20 protein-coding genes and 1 pseudogene are annotated in these 22491 nt (G+C 32.5%); 10 read left to right on the forward strand and 11 right to left on the reverse strand.

Translation table 11 applies throughout. The annotated features are described in order from the left end of the window. Positions 1 to 92: 92 nt before the first annotated feature. The 6 genes from aroB (at position 93) to recQ (ending at position 6512) form a co-directional block, all read left to right on the forward strand. Positions 93 to 1160, forward strand: coding sequence for a 3-dehydroquinate synthase (gene aroB / locus EKM03_RS08215; protein ID WP_126568882.1), 1068 nt, complete (start codon positions 93 to 95; stop codon positions 1158 to 1160). Positions 1161 to 1216: 56 nt separating this feature from the next. Next, positions 1217 to 1396 (forward strand): hypothetical protein, encoded by a 180-nt coding sequence (locus EKM03_RS08220; RefSeq protein WP_126459556.1) that lies wholly within the window; start codon positions 1217 to 1219, stop codon positions 1394 to 1396. A 53-nt stretch (positions 1397 to 1449) separates the two neighbouring features. After that, positions 1450 to 2850 (forward strand): arginine decarboxylase, encoded by a 1401-nt coding sequence (locus tag EKM03_RS08225; RefSeq protein WP_126459553.1) that lies wholly within the window; start codon positions 1450 to 1452, stop codon positions 2848 to 2850. Positions 2851 to 2934: 84 nt separating this feature from the next. Next, entirely contained in the window at positions 2935 to 3906 is a 972-nt protein-coding gene (locus tag EKM03_RS08230; RefSeq protein ID WP_126459548.1) for a deoxyhypusine synthase family protein, read from the forward strand. 8 nt (positions 3907 to 3914) lie between these two features. Beyond that, positions 3915 to 4319 (forward strand): DNA primase, encoded by a 405-nt coding sequence (locus EKM03_RS08235; protein WP_126740167.1) that lies wholly within the window; start codon positions 3915 to 3917, stop codon positions 4317 to 4319. A gap of 87 nt (positions 4320 to 4406) precedes the next feature. Beyond that, positions 4407 to 6512, forward strand: a complete 2106-nt coding sequence (gene recQ / locus EKM03_RS08240) for a DNA helicase RecQ (RefSeq protein ID WP_126740168.1) — start codon at positions 4407 to 4409, stop codon at positions 6510 to 6512. 275 nt (positions 6513 to 6787) lie between these two features. On the opposite strand, the gene EKM03_RS08250 is transcribed toward recQ, so the two are convergent. From EKM03_RS08250 to EKM03_RS08265, 4 genes are all read right to left on the reverse strand, one after another. Continuing rightward, positions 6788 to 7303 (reverse strand): DinB family protein, encoded by a 516-nt coding sequence (locus EKM03_RS08250; RefSeq protein WP_126459538.1) that lies wholly within the window; start codon positions 7301 to 7303, stop codon positions 6788 to 6790. Between the two features lie 10 nt (positions 7304 to 7313). Beyond that, positions 7314 to 9899, reverse strand: coding sequence for a phosphoenolpyruvate carboxylase (locus EKM03_RS08255; RefSeq protein WP_126740169.1), 2586 nt, complete (start codon positions 9897 to 9899; stop codon positions 7314 to 7316). 100 nt (positions 9900 to 9999) lie between these two features. Beyond that, positions 10000 to 10479 carry an Lrp/AsnC family transcriptional regulator gene (locus EKM03_RS08260; protein WP_072943262.1) on the reverse strand — a complete coding sequence of 160 codons (480 nt, stop codon included), beginning with the start codon at positions 10477 to 10479 and terminating at the stop codon, positions 10000 to 10002. Positions 10480 to 10555: 76 nt separating this feature from the next. Next, positions 10556 to 11710: a M14 metallopeptidase family protein gene (locus tag EKM03_RS08265; protein ID WP_126553317.1), complete on the reverse strand. Its 1155-nt coding sequence runs from the start codon at positions 11708 to 11710 to the stop codon at positions 10556 to 10558. A gap of 310 nt (positions 11711 to 12020) precedes the next feature. On the opposite strand from EKM03_RS08265, the gene EKM03_RS08270 reads away from it, so the two are divergent. Next, positions 12021 to 12497, forward strand: a complete 477-nt coding sequence (locus EKM03_RS08270) for a helix-turn-helix transcriptional regulator (protein WP_126459528.1) — start codon at positions 12021 to 12023, stop codon at positions 12495 to 12497. A 69-nt stretch (positions 12498 to 12566) separates the two neighbouring features. Here EKM03_RS08270 and EKM03_RS08275 read toward each other — a convergent pair whose 3' ends face one another. Then, complete coding sequence (locus tag EKM03_RS08275; protein ID WP_126459525.1) at positions 12567 to 12953, reverse strand: hypothetical protein; 387 nt, start codon at positions 12951 to 12953, stop codon at positions 12567 to 12569. Between the two features lie 174 nt (positions 12954 to 13127). After that, the gene (locus EKM03_RS08280) at positions 13128 to 13682 is read right to left on the reverse strand and encodes a 1-acyl-sn-glycerol-3-phosphate acyltransferase (protein ID WP_126459522.1); all 555 of its coding nucleotides are present in this window, start codon (positions 13680 to 13682) and stop codon (positions 13128 to 13130) included. 62 nt (positions 13683 to 13744) lie between these two features. Here EKM03_RS08280 and EKM03_RS08285 point away from each other — a divergent pair, with 62 nt between their 5' ends. Continuing rightward, positions 13745 to 14410, forward strand: a complete 666-nt coding sequence (locus EKM03_RS08285; RefSeq protein ID WP_126459519.1) for a spermidine synthase — start codon at positions 13745 to 13747, stop codon at positions 14408 to 14410. A 13-nt stretch (positions 14411 to 14423) separates the two neighbouring features. Here EKM03_RS08285 and kdsB read toward each other — a convergent pair whose 3' ends face one another. Next, positions 14424 to 15161 carry a 3-deoxy-manno-octulosonate cytidylyltransferase gene (gene kdsB, locus EKM03_RS08290; protein WP_126459516.1) on the reverse strand — a complete coding sequence of 246 codons (738 nt, stop codon included), beginning with the start codon at positions 15159 to 15161 and terminating at the stop codon, positions 14424 to 14426. A 407-nt stretch (positions 15162 to 15568) separates the two neighbouring features. On the opposite strand from kdsB, the pseudogene EKM03_RS15480 reads away from it, so the two are divergent. Further along, a pseudogene (locus tag EKM03_RS15480) lies at positions 15569 to 16386 on the forward strand (LTA synthase family protein); the annotation flags it as partial. A 252-nt stretch (positions 16387 to 16638) separates the two neighbouring features. Here EKM03_RS15480 and EKM03_RS08300 read toward each other — a convergent pair. Further along, complete coding sequence (locus EKM03_RS08300) at positions 16639 to 17637, reverse strand: zinc dependent phospholipase C family protein (protein ID WP_126459509.1); 999 nt, start codon at positions 17635 to 17637, stop codon at positions 16639 to 16641. 98 nt (positions 17638 to 17735) lie between these two features. On the opposite strand from EKM03_RS08300, the gene EKM03_RS08305 reads away from it, so the two are divergent. Beyond that, positions 17736 to 18485, forward strand: coding sequence for a YoaK family protein (locus EKM03_RS08305; RefSeq protein ID WP_126459506.1), 750 nt, complete (start codon positions 17736 to 17738; stop codon positions 18483 to 18485). On the opposite strand, the gene EKM03_RS08310 is transcribed toward EKM03_RS08305, so the two are convergent. From EKM03_RS08310 to EKM03_RS08320, 3 genes are all read right to left on the reverse strand, one after another. Beyond that, positions 18469 to 19446 carry a YeiH family protein gene (locus EKM03_RS08310; RefSeq protein ID WP_233584078.1) on the reverse strand — a complete coding sequence of 326 codons (978 nt, stop codon included), beginning with the start codon at positions 19444 to 19446 and terminating at the stop codon, positions 18469 to 18471. The two genes, EKM03_RS08305 and EKM03_RS08310, sit on opposite strands and share 17 nt — an antisense overlap. Positions 19447 to 19521: 75 nt before the next feature. Then, the gene (locus tag EKM03_RS08315; RefSeq protein WP_126563728.1) at positions 19522 to 20418 is read right to left on the reverse strand and encodes a LysR family transcriptional regulator; all 897 of its coding nucleotides are present in this window, start codon (positions 20416 to 20418) and stop codon (positions 19522 to 19524) included. Positions 20419 to 20437: 19 nt separating this feature from the next. After that, positions 20438 to 22465, reverse strand: coding sequence for a hypothetical protein (locus EKM03_RS08320; RefSeq protein ID WP_126740170.1), 2028 nt, complete (start codon positions 22463 to 22465; stop codon positions 20438 to 20440). Positions 22466 to 22491: the final 26 nt, after the last annotated feature.

Below are 22491 nucleotides of genomic sequence, written 5' to 3' on the forward strand. Positions count from 1 at the left end.
TATTTGTTAGATTTTTGTACAAATATAGACAGAGTTTTGAATATTATTTAGCAAAAAATGCCTTATTTTGCGGTTCCAATTAATCCATACAGATGCAATCAATTCAAGCCAACAGTTACCCGATACATTTTAACGAAAAAGGATATGAAGCAATAAACCTTCATTTAAAAGAAAATAAATACTCCAACCTATTTATTATTGTTGACAGCAATACTAATGAGTTTTGTCTGCCCCATTTTCTTCCTGTTCTGGAAACTGATCTTATAATTGAAATCATTGAATTTGATTCTGGCGAAGAAAATAAAAATATTGAGACTTGCGTCCAAATTTGGAAAGTACTCACGGAACTTGGGGCTGACAGAAAAAGCCTTATCATTAACTTAGGCGGTGGCGTTGTCACTGATTTAGGTGGTTTTGTAGCATCAACCTTCAAACGCGGTGTTGATTTTATTCACGTTCCAACCACTTTACTCGCAATGGTCGATGCTTCTGTAGGTGGCAAAAACGGGGTGGATTTAGGAAATTTAAAAAACCAAATCGGTGTTATTAATGTGCCTAAAATGGTGCTTATTGATACTCAATATTTAGAAACAGTGCCACAAAACGAAATGCGTTCCGGTCTTGCCGAAATGCTGAAACACGGTTTGATTTATGATAAAGAATATTGGGAGCAATTTTTAGATTTAAAGACTATAGATTTTGCTGATTTTGATGTATTAATTTACCGTTCAGTCGAGATAAAAAATGAAATTGTGCTGCAAGATCCAACCGAAAAAAATATCCGAAAAGCGTTGAATTTTGGTCACACACTGGGTCATGCCATTGAAAGTTATTTTTTGGAAAATGATAACAAAACAACTTTATTGCACGGTGAAGCCATAGCCGTTGGGATGATATTAGAGAGTTACCTTTCACTACATAAAAAACTGATCAATATAGAAGAATATTCTCAGATAAAATCCAGTATAAAGGCTATCTATACCGACATCGTTTTTGAAGAAAATGATATCAAACCAATCTTAGAATTACTGATTCACGACAAAAAAAACGAATATGGAAACATCCAGTTCGCATTGATAGAAGGTATCGGAAAAATAAAAATCAATCAAATGGTTGAAAATGAATTAATTCTTAAAGCCTTTCAGGATTATAAATCTTAATTATTTTTTATAAAAAGGATTGCATTACGTATATAATATTTTTTACATTTGCAGTAATGAAAAAAAGTCAAAACAAACAAAATTATAGTTGTAATAAAACCCGAAACAATATCTCTTTTCTAAGAATATTGAAACGTTTTTATTCTATCAAAGGAAACTTTAGTTTTGATGTTTTTCAATACATGAAAGCAGATCACGAAAAACTTCAGATTATCTATGCAAATATTCGGGTTTGAATTATGGGTTTCTTTATTTTACAATATTTTAATCTATAAATTTATGACATCTAATGAATACAAAATATTCTGATTTAATCAATCAAACCTACTATTTTCCACAGGAAGAATTTACTTTAAACAAAGACAACCTTCAGTTTCATAATATCGATTTAATGAAATTGGTAGAACAATATGGCACTCCATTAAAATTCACCTACTTACCTCAAATTTCCAACAACATTAACAAAGCCAAAAGCTGGTTTCGTAAATCGATGGAGAAAAACAAATACGAGGCAAAATATTACTACTGCTATTGTACTAAAAGTTCTCATTTTGAATTTGTAATGAATGAAGCCTTTAAAAATAACATTCATATTGAAACGTCATCTGCTTTTGATATCAATATTGTTGAGAACTTACTGGCAAACGGAAAAATTAATAAAAGCACCTATGTGATATGCAATGGCTTTAAGAGAGATCAGTATATTGAAAATATAGCCCGAATAATAAATAATGGTCATAAAAATGCAATTCCAATTATTGATAATTATGAAGAGCTTGATCTTTTACAAGAACAAATAAAAGGGAAATTCAAAATTGGAATTCGTATTGCTGCTGAGGAAGAACCTAAATTTGAGTTTTACACGTCAAGATTAGGAATAGGGTATAAAAACATTGTCAATTTTTACAAAAAACAAATTCAGGAAAATAAAAAATTGGAACTAAAAATGTTGCACTTTTTTATCAATACAGGAATAAATGATAATGCCTATTACTGGAATGAATTAGTAAAATGTATCAAAGTTTATATTGCATTAAAAAAAGAGTGCCCTACACTTGATGGACTGAATATTGGCGGTGGTTTTCCGATCAAAAATTCATTAGCATTCGAGTACGATTATCAATATATGATTGACGAAATTATCAATCAAATCAAAATTGCCTGCGATGAAGCCGAGGTTGAGGTTCCAAATATTTTCACTGAATTCGGGTCCTTCACAGTAGGAGAAAGTGGCGGTGCAATATACCAGATATTGTATCAAAAACAACAAAATGACAGAGAAAAGTGGAACATGATTGATTCCTCTTTCATCACAACGCTACCGGACACTTGGGCTATAAACAAACGTTTTATCATGCTGGCTGTGAATCGCTGGAATGAAACTTACGAAAGAGTTTTATTAGGAGGAATGACATGCGACAGCGATGATTATTACAACTCTGAGCAAAATATGAACGCAATCTATCTCCCCAAATACAACAAAGAAAAACCGTTATACATAGGATTTTTTAATACTGGGGCTTATCAGGAAACGATTGGCGGATACGGTGGCTTGCATCACTGTTTGATTCCGCAACCCAAACATATATTAATAGACAGAGACGAAAATGGTATTTTAGCTACTGAGGTTTTCTCCGAACAACAAACCTCCGACGATGTTTTGAAAATATTAGGGTACGACAAAAAATAAATAACAATTATTCAATATAAAAATTCGTTAAATTTGAAATACTAATTTTAACGAATTGATTTCTAAGTATTTAAATAAATAAAAATGAGCAAAGGACCAATCAGTCAGTTTATAGAAAAGCATTATTTGCATTTCAACTCTGCATCTTTAGTTGACGCCGCTAAGGCATATGAAGAACAATTAGCCAATGGTGCAAAAATGATGGTGAGCATGGCTGGAGCTATGAGTACTGCCGAGATTGGTAAGATTTTTTCTGAAATTATTCGTCAGGACAAAGTGCATATTATTTCGTGTACTGGTGCAAATCTCGAAGAAGACGTGATGAATCTAGTCGCTCATTCTCATTATGAAAGAGTTCCTAATTACCGTGATTTGACTCCACAGGACGAATGGGATTTATTAGAAAGAGGATTAAATCGTGTAACTGATACTTGTATCCCGGAGCATGAAGCTTTCCGTCGTTTGCAAAAACACATTTACAAAATATGGAAAGATGCAGATGATAAAGGCGAAAGATATTTTCCGCATGAGTTTATGTACAAAATGTTGCTTTCAGGTGTTCTTGAAGAATATTATGAAATTGACCTAAAAGACAGCTGGATGTATGCAGCCGCTGAGAAAAATTTGCCTATCATTGTACCGGGATGGGAAGATAGTACCATGGGAAATATATTTGCATCCTATGTAATAAAAGGAGATTTAAAAGCTTCAACAATGAAATCCGGTATCGAATATATGGTCTTCTTGTCTGATTGGTATCCTAAAAACAGTACAAATGGTGTAGGTTTCTTTCAAATTGGTGGTGGTATTGCTGGAGACTTTCCAATATGTGTAGTACCAATGTTATACCAAGATATGGAAATGCATGACATTCCTTTTTGGAGTTATTTCTGTCAGATTTCAGATTCAACAACCAGTTACGGTTCGTATTCTGGAGCGGTGCCAAATGAAAAAATTACGTGGGGTAAATTAGACATTAAAACCCCTAAGTTCATTATTGAGTCCGATGCTACCATTGTAGCTCCTTTAATTTTCGCTTATTTATTAGATTTATAGAATATTTTATGAAAAGAGTAATTGTAGATTACGCCAAACTTACCAATGAAATTTTAAACCTATTGGTTGATAAATTTCCAGATGGTTATGATGATTCAAATATTATTAGTTTTAGAAACGCTAAAAATGAATTAGTTGAAGCAGTTGAAGTACGAACTGAAGATACCATTTATTTAGTAAAAGTGAGCACAAAACTGGCTGATAGAATTGAAAATTATGATGAAGATGATGAAATAATCATCGATGAAGTTGTTGAACCAATTAAAGGGCTTGATTTAGAGGACGATATGGATGATGATGACGAGGATGATGCTAATGCTAATGATAAACCAGATACTGGTTCAGGAGATGATGATGAAGATGCAGACGAAAAAGATTTTTCAGATGATGACGATGACGATGAAGAGGATTAATTAATCCCTTCTCAAATATATTTATTAAAAGGAACTCATTCACGAGTTCCTTTTTTTATAACTTTAGACTTCTAAATATACGCCAAAATGACTAATCAAATTTTATATGCCAAACTCAAAGAAAACTTTGGTTTTGAAAAATTTCGCCCAAACCAGGAAGAGATAATAAATTGTGTACTTTCCGGACAGGATACATTGGCAATTATGCCTACAGGTGGAGGAAAATCAATTTGTTTTCAATTGCCCGCATTGGTTTTTCCGGGAATTACAATCGTAATTTCTCCACTGATTGCTTTGATGAAAGATCAGGTAGATAGTCTGAAAGCAAATGGTATTGAAGCCTGTTTCATCAACAGTAGCCAAACTGAAAATGAACGTCAGTTTTATATCGAAAGGTTAAAATCGAATGTGATTAAATTAGTGTATATCGCTCCGGAAAGCCTGTCGTTTCTGGATAATCTTTTCAATAGTTTGACCATAAGTTTAATTGCTATTGATGAAGCACATTGCATTTCAGCTTGGGGACATGATTTTCGTCCTGCATATACTAATTTAGGATACCTCAAAAAGCGCTTCCCTTCTACTCCAATATTAGCTTTAACTGCAACGGCTGATAAGGCTACACGTAAAGATATTAGCCAACAATTAAATTTGATAAATCCAAAAATATTTGTTGCTTCTTTTGATCGAAAAAATTTAAGTTTAGAAGTGCGTCCCGCTTTGGACAGAGTCAAACAAATTATAGATTTCATCCTAGAAAAGCCCAATGAATCGGGAATTATCTACTGTTTAAGCAGAAAAACAACAGAAGAATTGGCTGAAAAACTACAAAAAACAGGCGTGAATGCCAAAGCGTATCACGCAGGTTTAGACACGAAAATTCGTTCTAAAACACAAGATGAATTTATCAATGATGATTGCCAGGTGATTTGTGCTACCATTGCTTTTGGAATGGGAATTGACAAATCTAATGTACGCTGGGTCATTCATTATAACTTACCTAAAAACATTGAAGGCTATTATCAGGAAATTGGTCGTGCCGGTCGCGATGGATTACCATCAGAAACGGTATTATTCGAAAGTTATGGTGATCTGATTCAGTTGCAAAAATTTGCCTCTCAAGGTTTGAATGCTGAAGTGCAACTGGCCAAATTAGAACGAATGAAACAATATGCCGATGCGTTGAGTTGTCGCAGAAAAATATTGCTTTCCTATTTTGGCGAACTTGTCACAGAGAATTGTGGAAACTGTGATATTTGTAAAAATCCACCACTTTTTTTTGATGGAACGGTCATCGCTCAAAAAGCTTTATCGGCAATTATTCGGTTGAAGGAAATAGAACCATTACCAGTAATCATTGACTTTTTACGCGGTTCAAAAAATGCATATATTTATGAAAAAGAATACCAAAACCTGAAAACATACAGTGTTGGTGCTAATTTATCATGGTATGACTGGAATCAATATTTGATACAATTGATCAATTTGGGCTATTGTGAAATTGCTTTTCACCAGCAAAACAAAATCAAATTGACAGCCTTTGCAAAAAAAGTATTATTTGAAGGTGAGAAAGTACAACTGACCACAGTTCAAAAAATCAATATCGACAAGCAAGAAATTAAACAAACCAAATCCGTTGCAAATTCACTTTTTGAAACTTTACGTAAACTACGGTACGAAATTTCTAAGGAAGAATCTGTTCCGGCTTATGTGATTTTCAGTGATGCGGCTTTACGCCAAATGGAAATTGAAAGACCGATGAGCGATACCGAATTATTAGCAATTGATGGCGTTGGTAAAGCAAAACTAGAAAAATATGGCGATGCTTTTATAAAAGTTATCCAAGATTTCCAGAAAGCAAAAGGCGCTAAAAAGAAAAAAGAAGCCACAACCTACAAAGAAACATTAGAACTTTATACTACCGGATTCTCTGTAGAGGAAATTGCCCAAAAAAGAAAATTAGGTTTAAGTACAATTATGTCTCATTTAGCAAAACTGTATGTTGATGGAGCTAATATAGATTTGGATTCGCTTATCTCAAAAGAAGAAGTTTCTCAAATTGCTGAAGCGCAAATAAAACTGGAATCACCAAATGCCTTAAAACCTTATTTTGATTATTTTGAAGAAAAAATAGACTACGGAAAAATCCGGTTAGCATTAGCCATACTCGAAAAAGAAAAAGCTATACTTTAAACCTTAATATGATACAATCCTTTCTGGATTTTGTAAATTCTGAAACTGAAATATTCCCATCAAAAACCAAGAAGAAACTGATTTTGAAACATTGTTTAAAGAATTTCCCGGCATCACAAAAATTATTTTTAACGGAAAAGAAAGTCATAAATACTTTCTAAAAAAATTTGGTCAAATAAAAGGCATCACATATTATATGATGCCTTCCACAAATCCTGTAAATACTATGTCTTTTGAAAACAAGTTGAAAATTTGGTCGACTTGTTTTCAATAATTTATAAGTACCTTTCTTCAAAAACTTTTTGATGGTGTTTTTGATGTCCAATCATAATAAAACCTATGGCTCGAACTGAAACAGCAGTATTTGAGGCAGTTCCAATTCTCTTTAATTGCTCTTCAGATAAACTTTTGAAAAGAAATAAATTCGAATGTCGCACTGCTGAAAATTCAGTTAGTAAATCTTGAATACTTCTATTGGCAGCTTCAGTATTATTTACATAATCATTTTCATCAAAACCAGGCAAAGCTGTTTGGTCATTTCTTGAAATTCGCAACGCACGATAGGCAAATATGCGCTCCGTATCAATTACATGCTGAATAATTTCCTTGATATTCCACTTCCCTTGCGCATATCTATAATCAAATTTATCCATTGGAATGTTTTGAATAAAATGGATAAAATCATGTAATGAAATTTCTAATTCTTCCATCAAATTTACGTCTCCCAAAGCATTTATATACGGAGTATAAAAAGAGGCATATTCGTTTTCGGGTAATTGAGTTGACTTCATATTTTATCGTTTAAGCGGAGTTTCTACTGGCATTAGTATTTCCAAAAAGGGAACGGGTTACAATTTTTTCGTATACTTGTATCAAAGCTTCGTCAGGGGTATTTTCTTTATTTAATTCATTGATACGCAATAAAGCATATTGTTGTATTGTTAATAGTGGCAGCACTATACGTTCTCTTATTTGAATTGATGCTTTACCATCTGGATAATTTTCCATAAGCTCTTTATGATCTGCAATTTTCAAAAGTAATCTTTTTGTTTCTAAAAATTCATCATAAATAATTTGCCAAAATGTTCCAAATTCAGGATCTTTTCTCATGTAAGCAGTCAATGGGAAAAATGATTTGGCCAATGACATCATACTGTTTTCTAATAAGGTTTTAACAAACAACGAATTATCGTATAAATCCTGAACTTTATCCCACTGATTTGTATCTTCAAAATGTTTTAAAGCTGTACCTACACCAAAAAACCCGGGTACATTTTGCTTCAATTGGCTCCAAGAACCTACAAAAGGAATCGCTCGTAAATCAGCAAAATCTAAATGTTCTGATTTACTTCTTTTAGAAGGACGACTTCCTATGTTTGTTTTAGCATAATACTTCAACGTACTCATCTGCTCTAAATAAGGAATAAATTTTGGATGATTTTTAAAGCTTAAATATTTCTCATATCCTAAACCAGCTAATTGATCCATTATGTTTTTTTCGTCCAAAGTCAATTCATTTTGACCTTTGCTGAAAACCTGATTGGTTACTCCGGCACTCAATAAATTTTCTAAATTGTAGCGACAGGAATCCAAAGTCCCAAAATTAGAACTAATCGTTTGACCTTGTACAGTAACCTGAATTTCGTTATTTTCAATATTAGGCCCCAATGAAGCATAGAACTTATGTGTTTTCCCTCCGCCACGCGCTGGTGGACCGCCTCGACCATCAAAGAAAATTACTTTTACACCATATTTTCTGGAAATTGCAGTAAGCTCTTCTTTGGCCTTGTAAATACTCCAATTCGCCATCAAATATCCTCCGTCTTTTGTACCGTCAGAAAAACCAAGCATGATGGTTTGCTTATTATCTCTGTTCGTTAAATGTTTTGCATAACCAGGATTAGTATATAATTTTTCCATGATAGCATGTGCATTTTGCAAATCATTAACCGATTCAAAAAGCGGAATAATATCAACGGGAGGATTTTCCCAATTGCTCAAACGAAATAACGCAAAGGTCTCCATCACATTAAGTGCACTTTCATTATTACTGATAATGTAACGGTTAGCGCCAAATTCTCCGTTTTTTTCCTGAATTGTTTTTATCGTTTGAATGGATTCGATTGTCAAACGCGACATTTCATTTGAAAACACAGTAGCATCAAGATTCCCACTTACATTTGATAAAATCGTAAACTTTTCTTTTTCTGTTAATTCAAAATAATTTTTCGGAAAAACAGAGGGATTTGTTTTTAAATAAAAATCCACTATATCTTTGAACACAGCATCATGAATTTTACTGTTCTGACGTATGTCTAATGACGCAAAATGAAATCCAAATAAATTTACTTTTATTAATAGCGCGTCCAATTCATCCAAATATAACGATTGATGCTGATCGATAATTATTTGTTTAATTTTATTTAATTGTGATTTGAATTCATCCAAAGTAATGAAAATTTCTCCTGTAGAATAAAATACAGACCTATAAAGTTTTTGTTCTAATTCAGTCACTAAAGTATCTACACCAGAGAAGGTTAGTTTTCTTTTTAAATTTCTAATTTCGATATAATAACACTTCAATATAGAAGTTCGCAAACGTTCCGCTACTTTCAGCGTTATTTCAGTAGTCACAAATGGATTTCCATCACGGTCGCCGCCTGGCCAAAATCCAAGTTTAATCAAAGGATTCTTTATGGAGTTGCCGTTAAAAATGTTTTTTTGCAAATACTGCACGATCTCGCCTGAAGTTTGATAAAAAACATTTTCAAGATACCAGATCAAACTTACTGCTTCGTCAAAAGGATTTGGTTTTTCGTTTTGAATAAAAGGCGTTTTTCCTAATTGAGCCAGTAACTGTTTAATTTCAAGCAAGTTATTTTTCCGAATCGCTTCGGTCAAATCAGTAATTATCCCAAGAACTGCTCCCGGATAAAATTGCGTAGGATGCGCCGTCAAAACTGTCCTTACATTGAAATCTTCCAGAAAATCAATCAATTCCTCTTCCTTGTCTTTTGCATCTGATTTTTCTTTGATATCTCTTAAAGATCCTCGTCCTTCCATATTATTAACAACTGGAAAAGCAGCATCTTCAATAGCATCAAACAAAACAATTTGGCGTTCGATATATTGAATAAAACGAAACATAATATCAATTTTTTCTGTTTCTGAAGGATCATGTAAATACCTTTTGGCAAAAAAATCAAAAATTTCTTTTGGAGTTTCTTGCTTTTTAAATCCTGTATCACAAATATCTGCAAACAAAGGAAGTAAAGCTCCCGTATTATCTATGGAGTGAAATGGCAATGTTATAAAAACACTATTATAAATGTGATATTTAGAGAGGACATCTTGATTAAAACGTTCAAGTTTGGGTAGTGTGTACATAATTTTGTTGTAGTTGGTTGTTGGTTTAGTTAATTTTTCATAAAAAAACCTCAAGAACTAACTTGAGGTTATATTTATAATATAGTGCATTCAAGAGTAATTACATATTTTTGAAAATAGTATGCATCAAACGCTTCTTATCATTTATACTTTCCTCAAGGGAAATCATTGTTTCGGTTCTATAAACACCATCAATATCATCAATCATAAAGATCACATCTTTAGCATGCTTGGTATCTTTTGCTCTAATTTTACAAAAAATATTAAATTTTCCAGTGGTGACTGAAGCTACTGTTACAAAAGGAATTTCGTTGATACGCTCCAAAACAAACTTCGTTTGAGACGTATTATTTAGAAAAACACCAACATAAGCAATAAAAGAATAGCCTAATTTATCATAATCAAGCACTAATGAGGATCCCATGATAATACCGGCATCTTCCATTTTTTTCACTCTAACATGCACAGTTCCTGCTGAAATCAATAATTTTTTTGCAATATCCGTAAATGGAACTCTTGTGTTGTCTATCAACATATCTAAAATCTGGTGATCTACTTCATCTAAACGAAACTTACTCATAATTCTTTAATTAATATTATTAATTACTATAACAAAGTATAAAAATATACATAAAAACAACAAAAAGACGTAAATATTATATTTTTATCATTCCGTTAACAAATTTCACGTTATTATCTAAATAAAAATCAGCTTTTTGATTTAATTTAGGAATATCATTATAACCATCTTTGTATAAAGCTCCTTTAGCATCATATTCGAAATGACCAAAATAATCCTCTAAATCGCCTATTTGTGAAACATAGGCATTAAAACAGACCTGATTTTCAATTAACTCTTCTTTGTATTGTGCTGCAAAATTGGTGATAATTTCGATACCATCATAATTTATTTTGATGTTTTTATACATAAAATCATAAAAAACGACTTTATTCTGAGAAATACTCAAATATTTGTCAATTCCATTATCAACTATAACGTTTTCGGAGAGTATCCTAAAACTTGAAATTAAACTCATAAAAACGTATTTTCGTGTTTCTTCCCTTTGATAATCATTCTCAAAATGACCCGCTTCAAACAATAAAGTGGGCACTCCTAAAAACTGAAACGTGTCTCCAATGCAATTTATATTAAACGAATCATCAAAACGCCCAATCTGATTGGGAAGATAACGCTGTAGATCCTCATTTATTCCGGCAATCAAGTTGATCGCTTTCAACCTAGATTCATTTATATCTCGATTTTCATTATAGGAAGGTGCTAAAAAAGATACTGTTGCAGGTTTCCCGGTATCATCTACACCAAAAATAGTACGCTGATCATGCAAGTTAAAACAATAATCAGGCTCAAAGGAATCAAAAGCTGCCCTTAACAGCTTGCTTTCTGGTTGTGTCAGCGCTTGCGAATCGCGATTTAAATCAACTTTATTGGCGTTTTCTCTTGTGTATAATGTTGCACCGTCAGGATTCAACATCGGAATGGTGTAAAAAGTAAAGAAGTCTAATAATTGGTGTGCTAATGCAGAACCACTATGCAGTACATTAAAAAAATCGAATAGCGCTTTTGTAGTTGTACTTTCATTTCCGTGCATTTGGGACCACAGAAAAATTCTCGTTTTTCCTTTTCCAATTTCATACGAATAAATAGATTTTCCAAGAACTGATTTTCCTATAATTTGAAGTTGATTGTTCGTGTTTAATTTTTGCAACAAAGGCTCGATTGATGTTAAAGTGACGTACCGTCCACGAACGGATTCTTCCTTAAACTGATCGAATAATTCTTCTAAATTCATACCATTTTATTTGATTTACAAAAGTAAACATCTTTGCATTTACATTTGTAAACATTCAAAACAAAGAATATTTCAATACTGTAAACACTTTTCGCCAGTTAAACCAGGTAGAAAATCCGGCAAATGTTAACAATTGTTATAAATTTATTTTATAATAATTAGAATTTTGTTTATCAATTAATTATGTGTATTTATTAAAAGTATAACTTTAGTTTATTAGACTTTTAAAATACTATTTATACCTTTAATTTTGATACGTAAGCTTCTTTTGATTACATTTGTAACTAGTTAATTTTTACATTAATTTACAATGGTAAACATAGAAGATTTTATAAAAAGATTAGAGATTATACTGGACTACTACAATTTGAATGCCTCTTCTTTTGCAGATAAAATTGGTGTGCAACGCTCCAGCCTGTCTCACCTGCTTTCTGGGAGAAACAAACCAAGCTTGGATTTTATACTTAAAATTTTAGATGTTTTTCCTGATGTTGATTTGTATTGGATTCTGAATGGAAAAGGAACCTTTCCAAAAAATGCGGAAGAGTTTAACACTAGAGAAAGAATTATTAATCAGGTCTCTGAACAAAATATCCCTGCTCTGGCCAGTGATCAAATAATCTCTGAAAATTTATTTTCTGAACTAAAAAATACTGTTTTGATTCCTGCATTGGAAACTAAAAAAAGTGATCCAATAAATAGTCCTGGTGAAGCGGTTGCTTCTGAAATTGACACCATTGTTATCTTTTATAAAAATGGCTCTTTCAAGAGTTATGTTCCAAATTAAATAAATAACCCCAATTCTGATTTTAGAATTGGGGTTATCGATTAAAAAAGCATTTTTGAAAACAAAAATCTATTTTCTTAAGACAAAAATTGACGTTACACCCGCTTCCGCTCTCGCATTTACGGGAGCAAAATCACCCGAACCAACAGGAAAACTATACGTTAGTACTTGTCCTCCTGCATTTAATCTTTCAGCAACATATATGTTTTTTGTAACACTGTCATAAGCCACAGCCACAGGATTGCCTAAAAGTGAATTAGAACCATAAATCCGTACTTGATTCGTTACTGCAATTGTTCCCGCAGCAGCAGTTGAAGCGAAAACAGTTGAGAAATTTTTAATTATAATTAATCCACCATCAGTGGCTGAAGCAGCACTGGCAAATAATTTGACTATTGGTGTTGTAGTTAATAAATTGGTAAGCGTAATTTTCCCGGAGGTATTACTGGATGTCATCAAATTTAATTCTGCCGGGCTAGTATCAGAATCATTATTATTGTATCAAGCGAAAAATAAAACTAAAAATGCGGTACTAATAACCAAATGTTTCATGTTGTATATTTTAGAGTTTTAATACACTTACGAGAAATCAATTATATGGTTTTAACATTTTTTAAGTTTTTTTAAGAGTTATTCAAATGAGTATCCCTGTTCTGGAATTTTACCCTTGACTCCTATAAAATGTTTTTTCAAAACGGTTATATCGGCCTCAATATCTCCCGAAGGAAAAATAGGATTTCCTAAATTAATTTCTTTTTTTCCAAAATCAAATGCAATAGGAATTACAGGAACCTTTGCTTTTAAAGCAATGTAATAAAATCCTGTTTTAAGTTTGCTAATCTTTTTACGGGTTCCTTCCGGTGCTACTGCCAGACGAAAAACCTTTTTTCTTTGAAAAATAGCTGCAATAGAATCCACTTTATTCAACCCTCCTGTCCTATCAAGCGGTTCTCCACCCATGTATCTAAAATAAAATCCCAAAGGAAAACGGAATAATTCCTGTTTGCCTACCCAATTCATTTGTAAACCGGTTATTGCTCGGATAAAAACCCCTAAATAAAAATCATGAGCGCTGGTATGTGGCATTATCATCATGACACATTTCGTGATATTTGGATCAATACTACCCACTACTTTCCAACCCATTAGTCTGGAAAATATCCATTTGTATAATTGTTTCTTCATTCTTGCTTTCTTTCGTACAAAATAAATAATTAATATCTTATTTTTGGGTAAATCTATCATTAATGCTAAAAAAAATATTCAGCTACGTAATTCCTTTAACTATTTATCAAACTAAATCGGTTTTGAGCAAATCGATTGAGGTGACTTGGGCAAATGGGGAACTGGTCATGGATTCGCAAAACACAAATTATTCCTATGGCAGTTTGCAACGGATTCTGAGGTTAGGCTTAAAAAACATTGGATACAAAAAAATTGTGCCCATGGAGCATATTTTAGTTTTAGGTGTTGCTGGTGGAAGTGTCATCAAAACATTGGTAGAAGAAATAAAATACAAAGGAAAAATTACCGGTGTTGAAATTGATCCTGAAATAATTACAATAGCCAATGCCTATTTTGACTTGGATAAAACAAAAAATCTTACAATTGTAATTGAGGATGCTTTTGCATTTGTGTTAAAAACCCCTACTAAATACGATTTGATTATCATTGATATTTTTCAGGACACTACAATGCCTAATTTTTTATTTGAACCTTTTTTTACCAATAGGGTTTGCTCGCTTTTAAAAAGTCATGGTTTTATTCTTTTTAATACGATGTTATTAGATGAAAATCAAAATCAAAGAAATAAAAAATATGTAACCGAGTTTTACAAAAATCAATTTAAAATTAGAACTATTCCAAGAGTTGAAGTTCATAACGAACTTATTGTCATCGAGAAAATTGCCTAATCAAAACGGTTTTTCAGCTCTGAATTTTTAACATTTCCCTAGCTTTTTCTAGATCTTCTGGGGTATCAATACCAATACCAATGTGAGTAGTTTCGATCATTTTAATGCGTTTCCCAAATTCAAGATAACGCAATTGCTCTAGTTTTTCAGATGCTTCTAATGATTGCATGGGCAAACTATAAAAATCCAATAATGCTTGTTTTCTAAACGCATAAACACCAATATGTTGCAGGTACCGTACGCCTACATTTTTCGCTCTTGGATACGGAATAACCGATCGGGAGAAGTACAAGGCAAATCCGTTTTGATCCACCACAACTTTTACATTATTGGGATTATTAATCTCTGCTTCATTCGTGATTTCGCGCATCAACGACGCTAAATCTACTTTTTTATCCAAATCATTTCTAAAAACTTCAATCACTTTAGCTAAAGGTGCCGCATCAATAAAAGGCTCATCTCCTTGTACATTGACTACAATATCAACATCCAGATTTTCTATTGCTTCTGCAATTCGATCACTTCCGGATTCGTGTTCTTTGATGCTTCGAATAACGTTTCCTCCGTGAGTACGTATTTCGTCATAAATTAAATCGGAATCAGTTACTACAAAAACAGCATCAAATAATTTAGTGTTTACAGCTGCTTCATACGTTCTTAAAATTACCGTTTTATCGCCTAAATCCTGCATTAGTTTGGCAGGAAATCGTGTCGAAGCGTATCGTGCGGGAATGACTGCTATTATTTTCATTTTTATTTTTTTATTTGCGTTTAAGAGTTTTATAGCCGTTACAGCTAGACTCTTTAAAGTATAAAATTACTTCATTATCCTAATCCACTCTTGCTAGCAGGCTACTAAGTTAGTCTGTTTTTATGAATTAGAAAAACGGCACTACATTCTCAGTGCTTAATTGTAGTGTTTTACATTAGTATGAGTTTTATTTTAAGAGTTATTCTTTTTTTTTATCCCATCACACAAGCCTCCTTTACTTGGATTGATACGCTACACTTATTTATATTTGGATTTTTATCTGATTTTTGTTTTTGTTTTGGTCAGTGACTTTTTGTGGCTCTATCATATTTTCATCTCCAATACAAAATACCGAAACAAATCAGGTTCTGGTTATTTTCCTTTGTCATCTTTCTATATGTGGTTTAATTTTACAAAATAGAATCAGTGAATACCTTTTTCGGAATGAATTTGGGGTCAAATACAATTTTATCGCAGTAAATTATCTGGTGTATACTAATGAAGTGATAGGTAATATTATGCAATCCTATCCTGTTATTCCCTTATTTTCTGCACTATTTATTTGTACAGGATTGGTCACTTATTTTAAAAGTAAAGAAATCAAAAAACTATATTGAAAGCATTCCCGCTTTTGTACAAAAAATCAAAATTCCAGGAATTTACCTGCTTCTCTTCACATTATCGTTATTGGCAATTCCTGCTTTATCCGTTAAATAAAATTCTTAAAATATGTTTGTCAATTAATTAAAAAACCAGCCTATTATATAAATTTTATATGGCATTTATGAAAAGTGAACTTGAAGCCATTACTTTATGTTTTCCTCCTACTCCCGGCGAAAGTGTTATAAAAAGGAAAGACAATAAAAATAAATTCCCTACCGGAATGCTCTTTAAACAAAAAGGCTATACTGTAAAATTCATGTATGGCGGCGATTCCTTTTTTGACAATATGGGCGATTTCTTTTCAGGAAATGGATATGAAATTGTAGACAAAAAAACATTTGAACCCAACGAAATCACTTTTGCTAATATTTGGGACGTTTGCGATGAAGATATGTACAACAAAGCACTCTCGGAAATAAACAAAGAAGCAGCGGCAAATAAGCCGTTTTTTAATCACATTATGACCGTGAGCAATCACAGACCATTCACGTATCCAAATGGAAAAATTGATATTCCCGGAGATGCAAAATCTCTTGATGGCGGGGTAAAATGTATTGACTATTATTTCTCTCAAACAAACCGTCAAACAATTTCAATTGACTTTGAAACCCAATCAAAAAGCAGCTACTGATTTTTAAATATTTTATGATCAAATACCGCTCACAAAAGAAAGAACGGATTTAGTAAATGAAATGATTTCGTATCATCAAACAGTCTCGGATATGTTAAAGAAAAAAAAATATCAAAAAATTTATTAGCATAAAAAAACGGGTAAAATTGAAGTTTTACCCGTTATTTAATTGGAAATATATCGTTATTCTTTTTCGTTTGTTAAACCAAAAAGAGTTCCTTTTTCAAAAGTTTTCAAATCCTTTTTTAAAGTTTTGCTATTGCGCTTTGTAAGTTCGGCAGTATCAAGAGTACTTAAATCTGGTTTTCCGGCATTAACCCAAGCCGTGTACCAAAAACTTGCAGTGGCTGTAATGGCTTTTTTCATTTGTTGTTCAACCATTCCGTTCAACTCCGTGTGCAATTTAGCAGCATATTCGTCGGAATATAACATTCCTCCGTATTTGTTCTTGACAACATTTCCATCGGTATCCGTTACGTACATTTTGTTTTCAGCAGTTGCAGTTCTTAATTTTTTATCGGCAGCCAACAAAGGTTCCACTAAACTGTGCGTGTCAAAAACGATATCCCAAGTAGCTTTCTCCACATTGTCTAAATATATTCCTTCAGGTACATTTAATTTATACCCTTTGGCAAACAATTCCGGCAAACGGCTTTCCCATAAGGAATGAATTCCTTTTTGATTCGTGTTTTGTCCATCGTGATTGTCTGATGTATGCAACGGCATGTGTGCATCGGCAATATAATGGCCTAAATCCCCCGCAATAAATAAAATTTCATTTTTTCTTTTGTCCTTGAACGCTTTAGTCAATTTGACCATCATATCCTGAATATACCAAGGTAAAATTCCGTTTTTAGTCAAAAATTTCTCATCGTATTTCAGCTTCGCTTCTTCCATAGTTTTAGGAAACGTTTCCATAGCTCCAAAATTCTCCATGTCAAAATAATGACGGGGCGGCTCTGCTTTATCATTCAAAATATTTCTTCTCAAATCCGGAACAGTAGATTCTTGGGTAATGAAATCGATATGATTGTAAAAAAAGGTCTGCAATGGTTTTGGAAGTGCCATTACCGCCGCTCTATTGATTCGTTCATGACCAATAACGCCCCACGACAAAAGAAAAAGTGCAACTCCAAGAGCAGATAAAGTGATAAGTGTAGGTCTAATTTTAAAATTTTTCATTAAATTTATTTTTTTGAAGTACAAATGTATTTCTTTAAATCGTTATTAGAAAAAATTGAGTTTAAGATTCTGTTAATTAAAACAAGAAAACTACAACTATGTTTCGACATCAAGGAAAAAACAGAACTTTTATTCATAACCTACGTTTAGCCACTTTACTATCTTTTGTTGCCGGAATTGTAAATGTTACTGGAGTTTTATCCGTACACACGTTGACCACAAATGTTACGGGACATTTTGCCTATTTTGCCGAAGAAATAATGAAACAGAATTATATAGCTGCTATTACCTTTTTTGTATTTACTATTTTCTTCTTGTTGGGCGCTTTTACCTCTAATTTTTTAGCAGAATTAATTTCTAAAAAACATCCTGATTTATCTCATGTCATTCCTATTTCACTGGAAATGATTGTTTTGATTGGCATTGGTATTTTTGGACTAGCGTCTGAATTATCCAGCATTGAAGGAAAATGGATTGCTTTTTCGATGCTTTTTGCCATGGGAATACAAAACTCTTTGGTTACAAAAATCTCTCAGTCTACAGTTAGAACAACCCATTTAACGGGGCTTTTTACTGATTTGGGAATCGAACTGTCACAATTATTTTTTTATAAAAAACCAGAAGAAAATAAAAAATTAAAGATCAGTATTTATTTGAGATTGTCTATTATTATATTCTTTTTCATGGGCTGTATTCTAGGTGGTTTTTTGTATAATTTACTAGGCATGAAAACACTTTTTGTTGCCGCAACCTTTTTATTGTTTGCACTTTTGTATGATTATATCAGATTACAATTTCATGTGATCAAACGAAAAACCTTCCGTCATAAAACTATTTTAAATAAATAATTGAAATTAAAGTTGCAACTGCAATGAATGTCCAAAGCAAAACTCCCTGCACAAGCGGTTTTAATCCCACTGATTTCACTACATTCCTATTTAATCCGGCACCAATTAAAAACAAAGTTACCGTCAGGCCTATTTTGGCAAGTGAAACTAAATGTGGTCCTGCACTCTTCATTTCTGGCAGATAGGTATTGGCAATCATTGCCAAAATAAACAATCCTATAAAATAAGGAATTTTTATTTTTCCAGATTTATTTTTGAAAATAAATGCGGTAATCAATGCTACAGGAATAATCCACAACGCACGGGCTAATTTTACTGTTGTGGCTATTTGCATGGCTTCAGGACCAAATTTACTCGCTGCTCCTACTACAGAACTCGTATCATGAATAGCAATAGCGCACCATAATCCAAACTCTTTTTGCGATAAATCCAGCCAATGACCTACTGCAGGAAATAAAAATAGCGCTACCGAATTCAGAATAAATATCACTCCCAAAGCAACTGAGGTTTGTTTTTCATTCGATTGGATTACGGGAGCAATAGCGGCGATTGCACTTCCTCCGCAAATTGCAGTGCCACAAGAAATTAAATGTGATGTTTTTGTATCCGTTTTAAACCATTTTCCTAAAAAAGTTCCTAAAATTAAAGTGCTCACAATAGAAGCAATTGTAAAATAAAAACCCTCTTTTCCGGCTGAAACAGCACTGTGAACATTCATTCCAAATCCTAAACCAACTACCGAAAACTGCAACAGATAATTAGTTGCTTTATGATTCAATTCTAAAAAAGGATGTCCAAAAAGGTTGGCAACAATCAATCCTAGTACCAAAGCAATTGGTGGAGAAATAAAAATTGTGGTGCAAAACAAAAGCAATGCAACGAAAATGAGTTGCTGCAATGTGGCATTTACTTTAAAAAAAATAAAAGATTCCTTCTGAATTGCTTTTTGATTCGTTTCCAATGTAAAGTTGTTGAATTAGTACAGTACAAAGGTGGAACGATAAAACTATTTATGCCAATCGCAAATTATAATCTGCTATAACTTTAAATTATAATGATTGGAAATATTCTGAATAAACAAATCAGATAATGAATCTGTTTTTCCTTGAAGCGTAATAATATAAAAGTATCGTTCTATAATCAGGTCTTCAATATCTAATATAGCCAATTCATTGTTTTGAAGTTCTTTTTTTATGGCATGAATCGATATAAATGCCACACAATCCGAGTGCATTAAATAGGATTTTATACTTTCTGTACTTCCCAATTGCATTTCAATTTGTAGTTCGGATACTTTAATTTTAAATGGTTTCAACGCATGTTCAATAACTTCAAGTGTTCCTGAACCTTGTTCTCGCATTAAAAAACGCATCTTTTTAAGATCATCCTGAGTCACTTCATCACGACTTACTAACGGATTGGAACTCTTACAGACCAAAACCAATTCGTCTTTCAAAAACTCGGTATATTTAATAGATTTATTTTTGGATTGCCCTTCAACAATTCCTATTTCAATTTCTTTTCTTAATAAAGCGTTTTCTATTTGTTCCGTGTTTCCGTTGAGTAAACTTACTTTTACATCTTGCAATTTTTGATGGAAACGAGCTAAAAGGGGCGGAATTATATACTGAGAAATTGTAGTACTGGCTCCTAATTGCAACAATCCGGAACGTTGATTAATCAGTGTACTCATGTCAAAATTAATTTCGCGGTATACTTCAAAAATGTTTTTGGTGTGTTTCAATAATACCTCACCAGCAGTTGTCAATGCTATTTTAGAACCATTTCTGTCAAACAGTTTGATTTTATAGTCCTCTTCTAATTCCTGAATGTGTTTGGAAATAGCAGGTTGCGTAATAAACAATTCGGTTGCCGCTTTTGTAAAACTCAAACGATTGGCAACAGTATAAAATACTTTCAGTCTAAAATCCATGTTGTTTAATTGTATTTTATTAAAGTAATCCGTTGTGTTTTCGAACAAACCATTCGGTTGTCAGTAAAATTGAAATTAAAACCAATAACCACATCCAATTTATCAAAGGAGTTTTGGTAACACTACTCTTTTGTATCGTCTTGTATTCCTCATTTTCTAAAAGCGTTTTAATCAATACGTCTACTTGATCTGAAAAATACGCTTTTCCTTGTGTTTGCCCAGCTAATTGCGTCAATTTCTCCACGTCGGGATTAACAAATTGTTTTTCAATATCAAAATCAAGAATTTCAAAACTACTGGAATACGTCGTTTTAGAATTTAATTCTTTTACTGTAAAAGTATGAGAACCGGCTTTCAATCCGTCAAGATTGACTTTATAGGAATTATTCCCTTTTAATAAATCGTAATTTTTCGTTTGCTTGGTTTCGGTATTTTTTACCGTTATAGTCAAACGGGCTTTTTCATCAAACTCATAATTTTTATTGAAATACTGTGCCGTTATTTCAATGGCTTCACCGGAATTATAAAAACTTTCATGTTCAACAACCAATGATTTTTTAGAATTATTAGAAGCCAGAAATTGAATAATCTTATCCATGAAAACGTCATATTTTTCAAAAGATTGATTATTTACATGTGTTTGCAAGCGCCATTTCCAACTATTTTCACCCAAAAGATAAGTGGCTCGCCTGCCTTGATTTTCTGCAAAAACCAGTAAAGGCGCATTCGTATCTATTGTTCTGATTTTATATGAAAGCAAAACTGACACAACTCCTTTTGTAGTTACGGTTCCAAAAGCGTTTTGCAAAGGCGGTAAATCTTCAAACCCAATATTGTCCGCAGCAAACAAATTAAACTGTTTATTAAAAACCGACAAATACTCTTCTTTTTGTCCACTCATTTTAAAGCTCAAATTCTCCTGTTGCTGATTCAAAAAATTGAAATCGGTGTTGTTTCCAGTAATAATAAATGTATTAATTCCGGCAACTTTATTACTTTCAAAAATAGTTTTAAATTCAGTCGTTGGTTGGTATAAAATCAAAACATTATAATCTTGTAATGTTTTGATTTCATTTGGTTTAATAATTATTACTTTACGCTGTACATTCGATTTAATAGCTCTTTTCATAGCCCCTAAATCGGGATGATTTATAGCTGAAATTATGGCAATATTTGTTTTTTGATCAATAACTTCAACTGCAAAATTCTTGGTGTTGTTATATGTATTTTTTTCTTTTTCTTTTGATGAAATTGTAACTTTAAAAACCTGTAATCCTATTTTATCAGCCGGCAAAAGTACGGGTACAGTTGCTGTCTTCTTGGATGGTGATAAGGTAATGGATTGTGTACTGAATACCGAATTCCCTTGTGAAATAACAAAATCAGCTGTTACACTTTTGGTTCCTGAATACTGCAAAAAAACTTCTACAGGAAATTTATTCTTATGAAAAGCATATTTATTAACGTTCAGTTGATTGATTTTTAAGTCAAATAATTTTGTTGTGTCGCCTAATATTACCGGATAAACTTTATTTAAGGGGTCAAAACTATAGACGTAATCATTCCCTGAAGTTTGGTTTCCATCTGTGATTAAAACTGTTGGATATACTGTGTTTTTATAAATGCTTTTTAGATTTTTGGCAACAACATCGATATTGGTTTGAGTTCCCTTAAAATCAAAAATTTCCGTAGGTTCAAAATCATCTGAAAACTGATACGTTTGCACATCGAATTTATCTTTCAAATCTGAGTTTAATTGTATTCTTTTATACAATTCTAATGCTTTTTCATTGGCATTCAAAAAAGAAATAGAACTGGAATTATCAACAACAATCGGTAAGGGTGTTTTTACCGTTTCGAAGGTATTTTTGGTTAGTATTGGATTAATCAACAACATTAAAATTCCAAAAATGGATAAAAAACGCAAAAAAGCCAAAAACCAACCGACTTTCGATTTGTTTTTGGCTTTGTAAATATATTGAAAAAATGACAAACCACCAGCTATTAGTAACGAAAGCAGTAATAATAGTAGCGTGTTTGTTGTCATTTATTCTTTATTAAAAGATTGAAGAA

Origin of the sequence: Flavobacterium sp. GSP6, from assembly GCF_003984855.1 — a bacterium.
GTDB lineage: Bacteria > Bacteroidota > Bacteroidia > Flavobacteriales > Flavobacteriaceae > Flavobacterium.

Excerpts from the sequence above, each read along its gene's own strand:
- aroB (WP_126568882.1), top strand. The coding sequence starts at position 93 with ATGCAATCAATTCAAGCCAACAGTTACCCGATACATTTTAACGAAAAA.
- EKM03_RS08220 (WP_126459556.1), top strand. The coding sequence starts at position 1,217 with ATGAAAAAAAGTCAAAACAAACAAAATTATAGTTGTAATAAAACCCGA.
- EKM03_RS08225 (WP_126459553.1), top strand. The coding sequence starts at position 1,450 with ATGAATACAAAATATTCTGATTTAATCAATCAAACCTACTATTTTCCA.
- EKM03_RS08230 (WP_126459548.1), top strand. The coding sequence starts at position 2,935 with ATGAGCAAAGGACCAATCAGTCAGTTTATAGAAAAGCATTATTTGCAT.
- EKM03_RS08235 (WP_126740167.1), top strand. The coding sequence starts at position 3,915 with ATGAAAAGAGTAATTGTAGATTACGCCAAACTTACCAATGAAATTTTA.
- recQ (WP_126740168.1), top strand. The coding sequence starts at position 4,407 with ATGACTAATCAAATTTTATATGCCAAACTCAAAGAAAACTTTGGTTTT.
- EKM03_RS08250 (WP_126459538.1), bottom strand. The coding sequence starts at position 7,303 with ATGAAGTCAACTCAATTACCCGAAAACGAATATGCCTCTTTTTATACT.
- EKM03_RS08255 (WP_126740169.1), bottom strand. The coding sequence starts at position 9,899 with ATGTACACACTACCCAAACTTGAACGTTTTAATCAAGATGTCCTCTCT.
- EKM03_RS08260 (WP_072943262.1), bottom strand. The coding sequence starts at position 10,479 with ATGAGTAAGTTTCGTTTAGATGAAGTAGATCACCAGATTTTAGATATG.
- EKM03_RS08265 (WP_126553317.1), bottom strand. The coding sequence starts at position 11,710 with ATGAATTTAGAAGAATTATTCGATCAGTTTAAGGAAGAATCCGTTCGT.
- EKM03_RS08270 (WP_126459528.1), top strand. The coding sequence starts at position 12,021 with ATGGTAAACATAGAAGATTTTATAAAAAGATTAGAGATTATACTGGAC.
- EKM03_RS08275 (WP_126459525.1), bottom strand. The coding sequence starts at position 12,953 with ATGACATCCAGTAATACCTCCGGGAAAATTACGCTTACCAATTTATTA.
- EKM03_RS08280 (WP_126459522.1), bottom strand. The coding sequence starts at position 13,682 with ATGAAGAAACAATTATACAAATGGATATTTTCCAGACTAATGGGTTGG.
- EKM03_RS08285 (WP_126459519.1), top strand. The coding sequence starts at position 13,745 with ATGCTAAAAAAAATATTCAGCTACGTAATTCCTTTAACTATTTATCAA.
- kdsB (WP_126459516.1), bottom strand. The coding sequence starts at position 15,161 with ATGAAAATAATAGCAGTCATTCCCGCACGATACGCTTCGACACGATTT.
- EKM03_RS08300 (WP_126459509.1), bottom strand. The coding sequence starts at position 17,637 with ATGAAAAATTTTAAAATTAGACCTACACTTATCACTTTATCTGCTCTT.
- EKM03_RS08305 (WP_126459506.1), top strand. The coding sequence starts at position 17,736 with ATGTTTCGACATCAAGGAAAAAACAGAACTTTTATTCATAACCTACGT.
- EKM03_RS08315 (WP_126563728.1), bottom strand. The coding sequence starts at position 20,418 with ATGGATTTTAGACTGAAAGTATTTTATACTGTTGCCAATCGTTTGAGT.
- EKM03_RS08320 (WP_126740170.1), bottom strand. The coding sequence starts at position 22,465 with ATGACAACAAACACGCTACTATTATTACTGCTTTCGTTACTAATAGCT.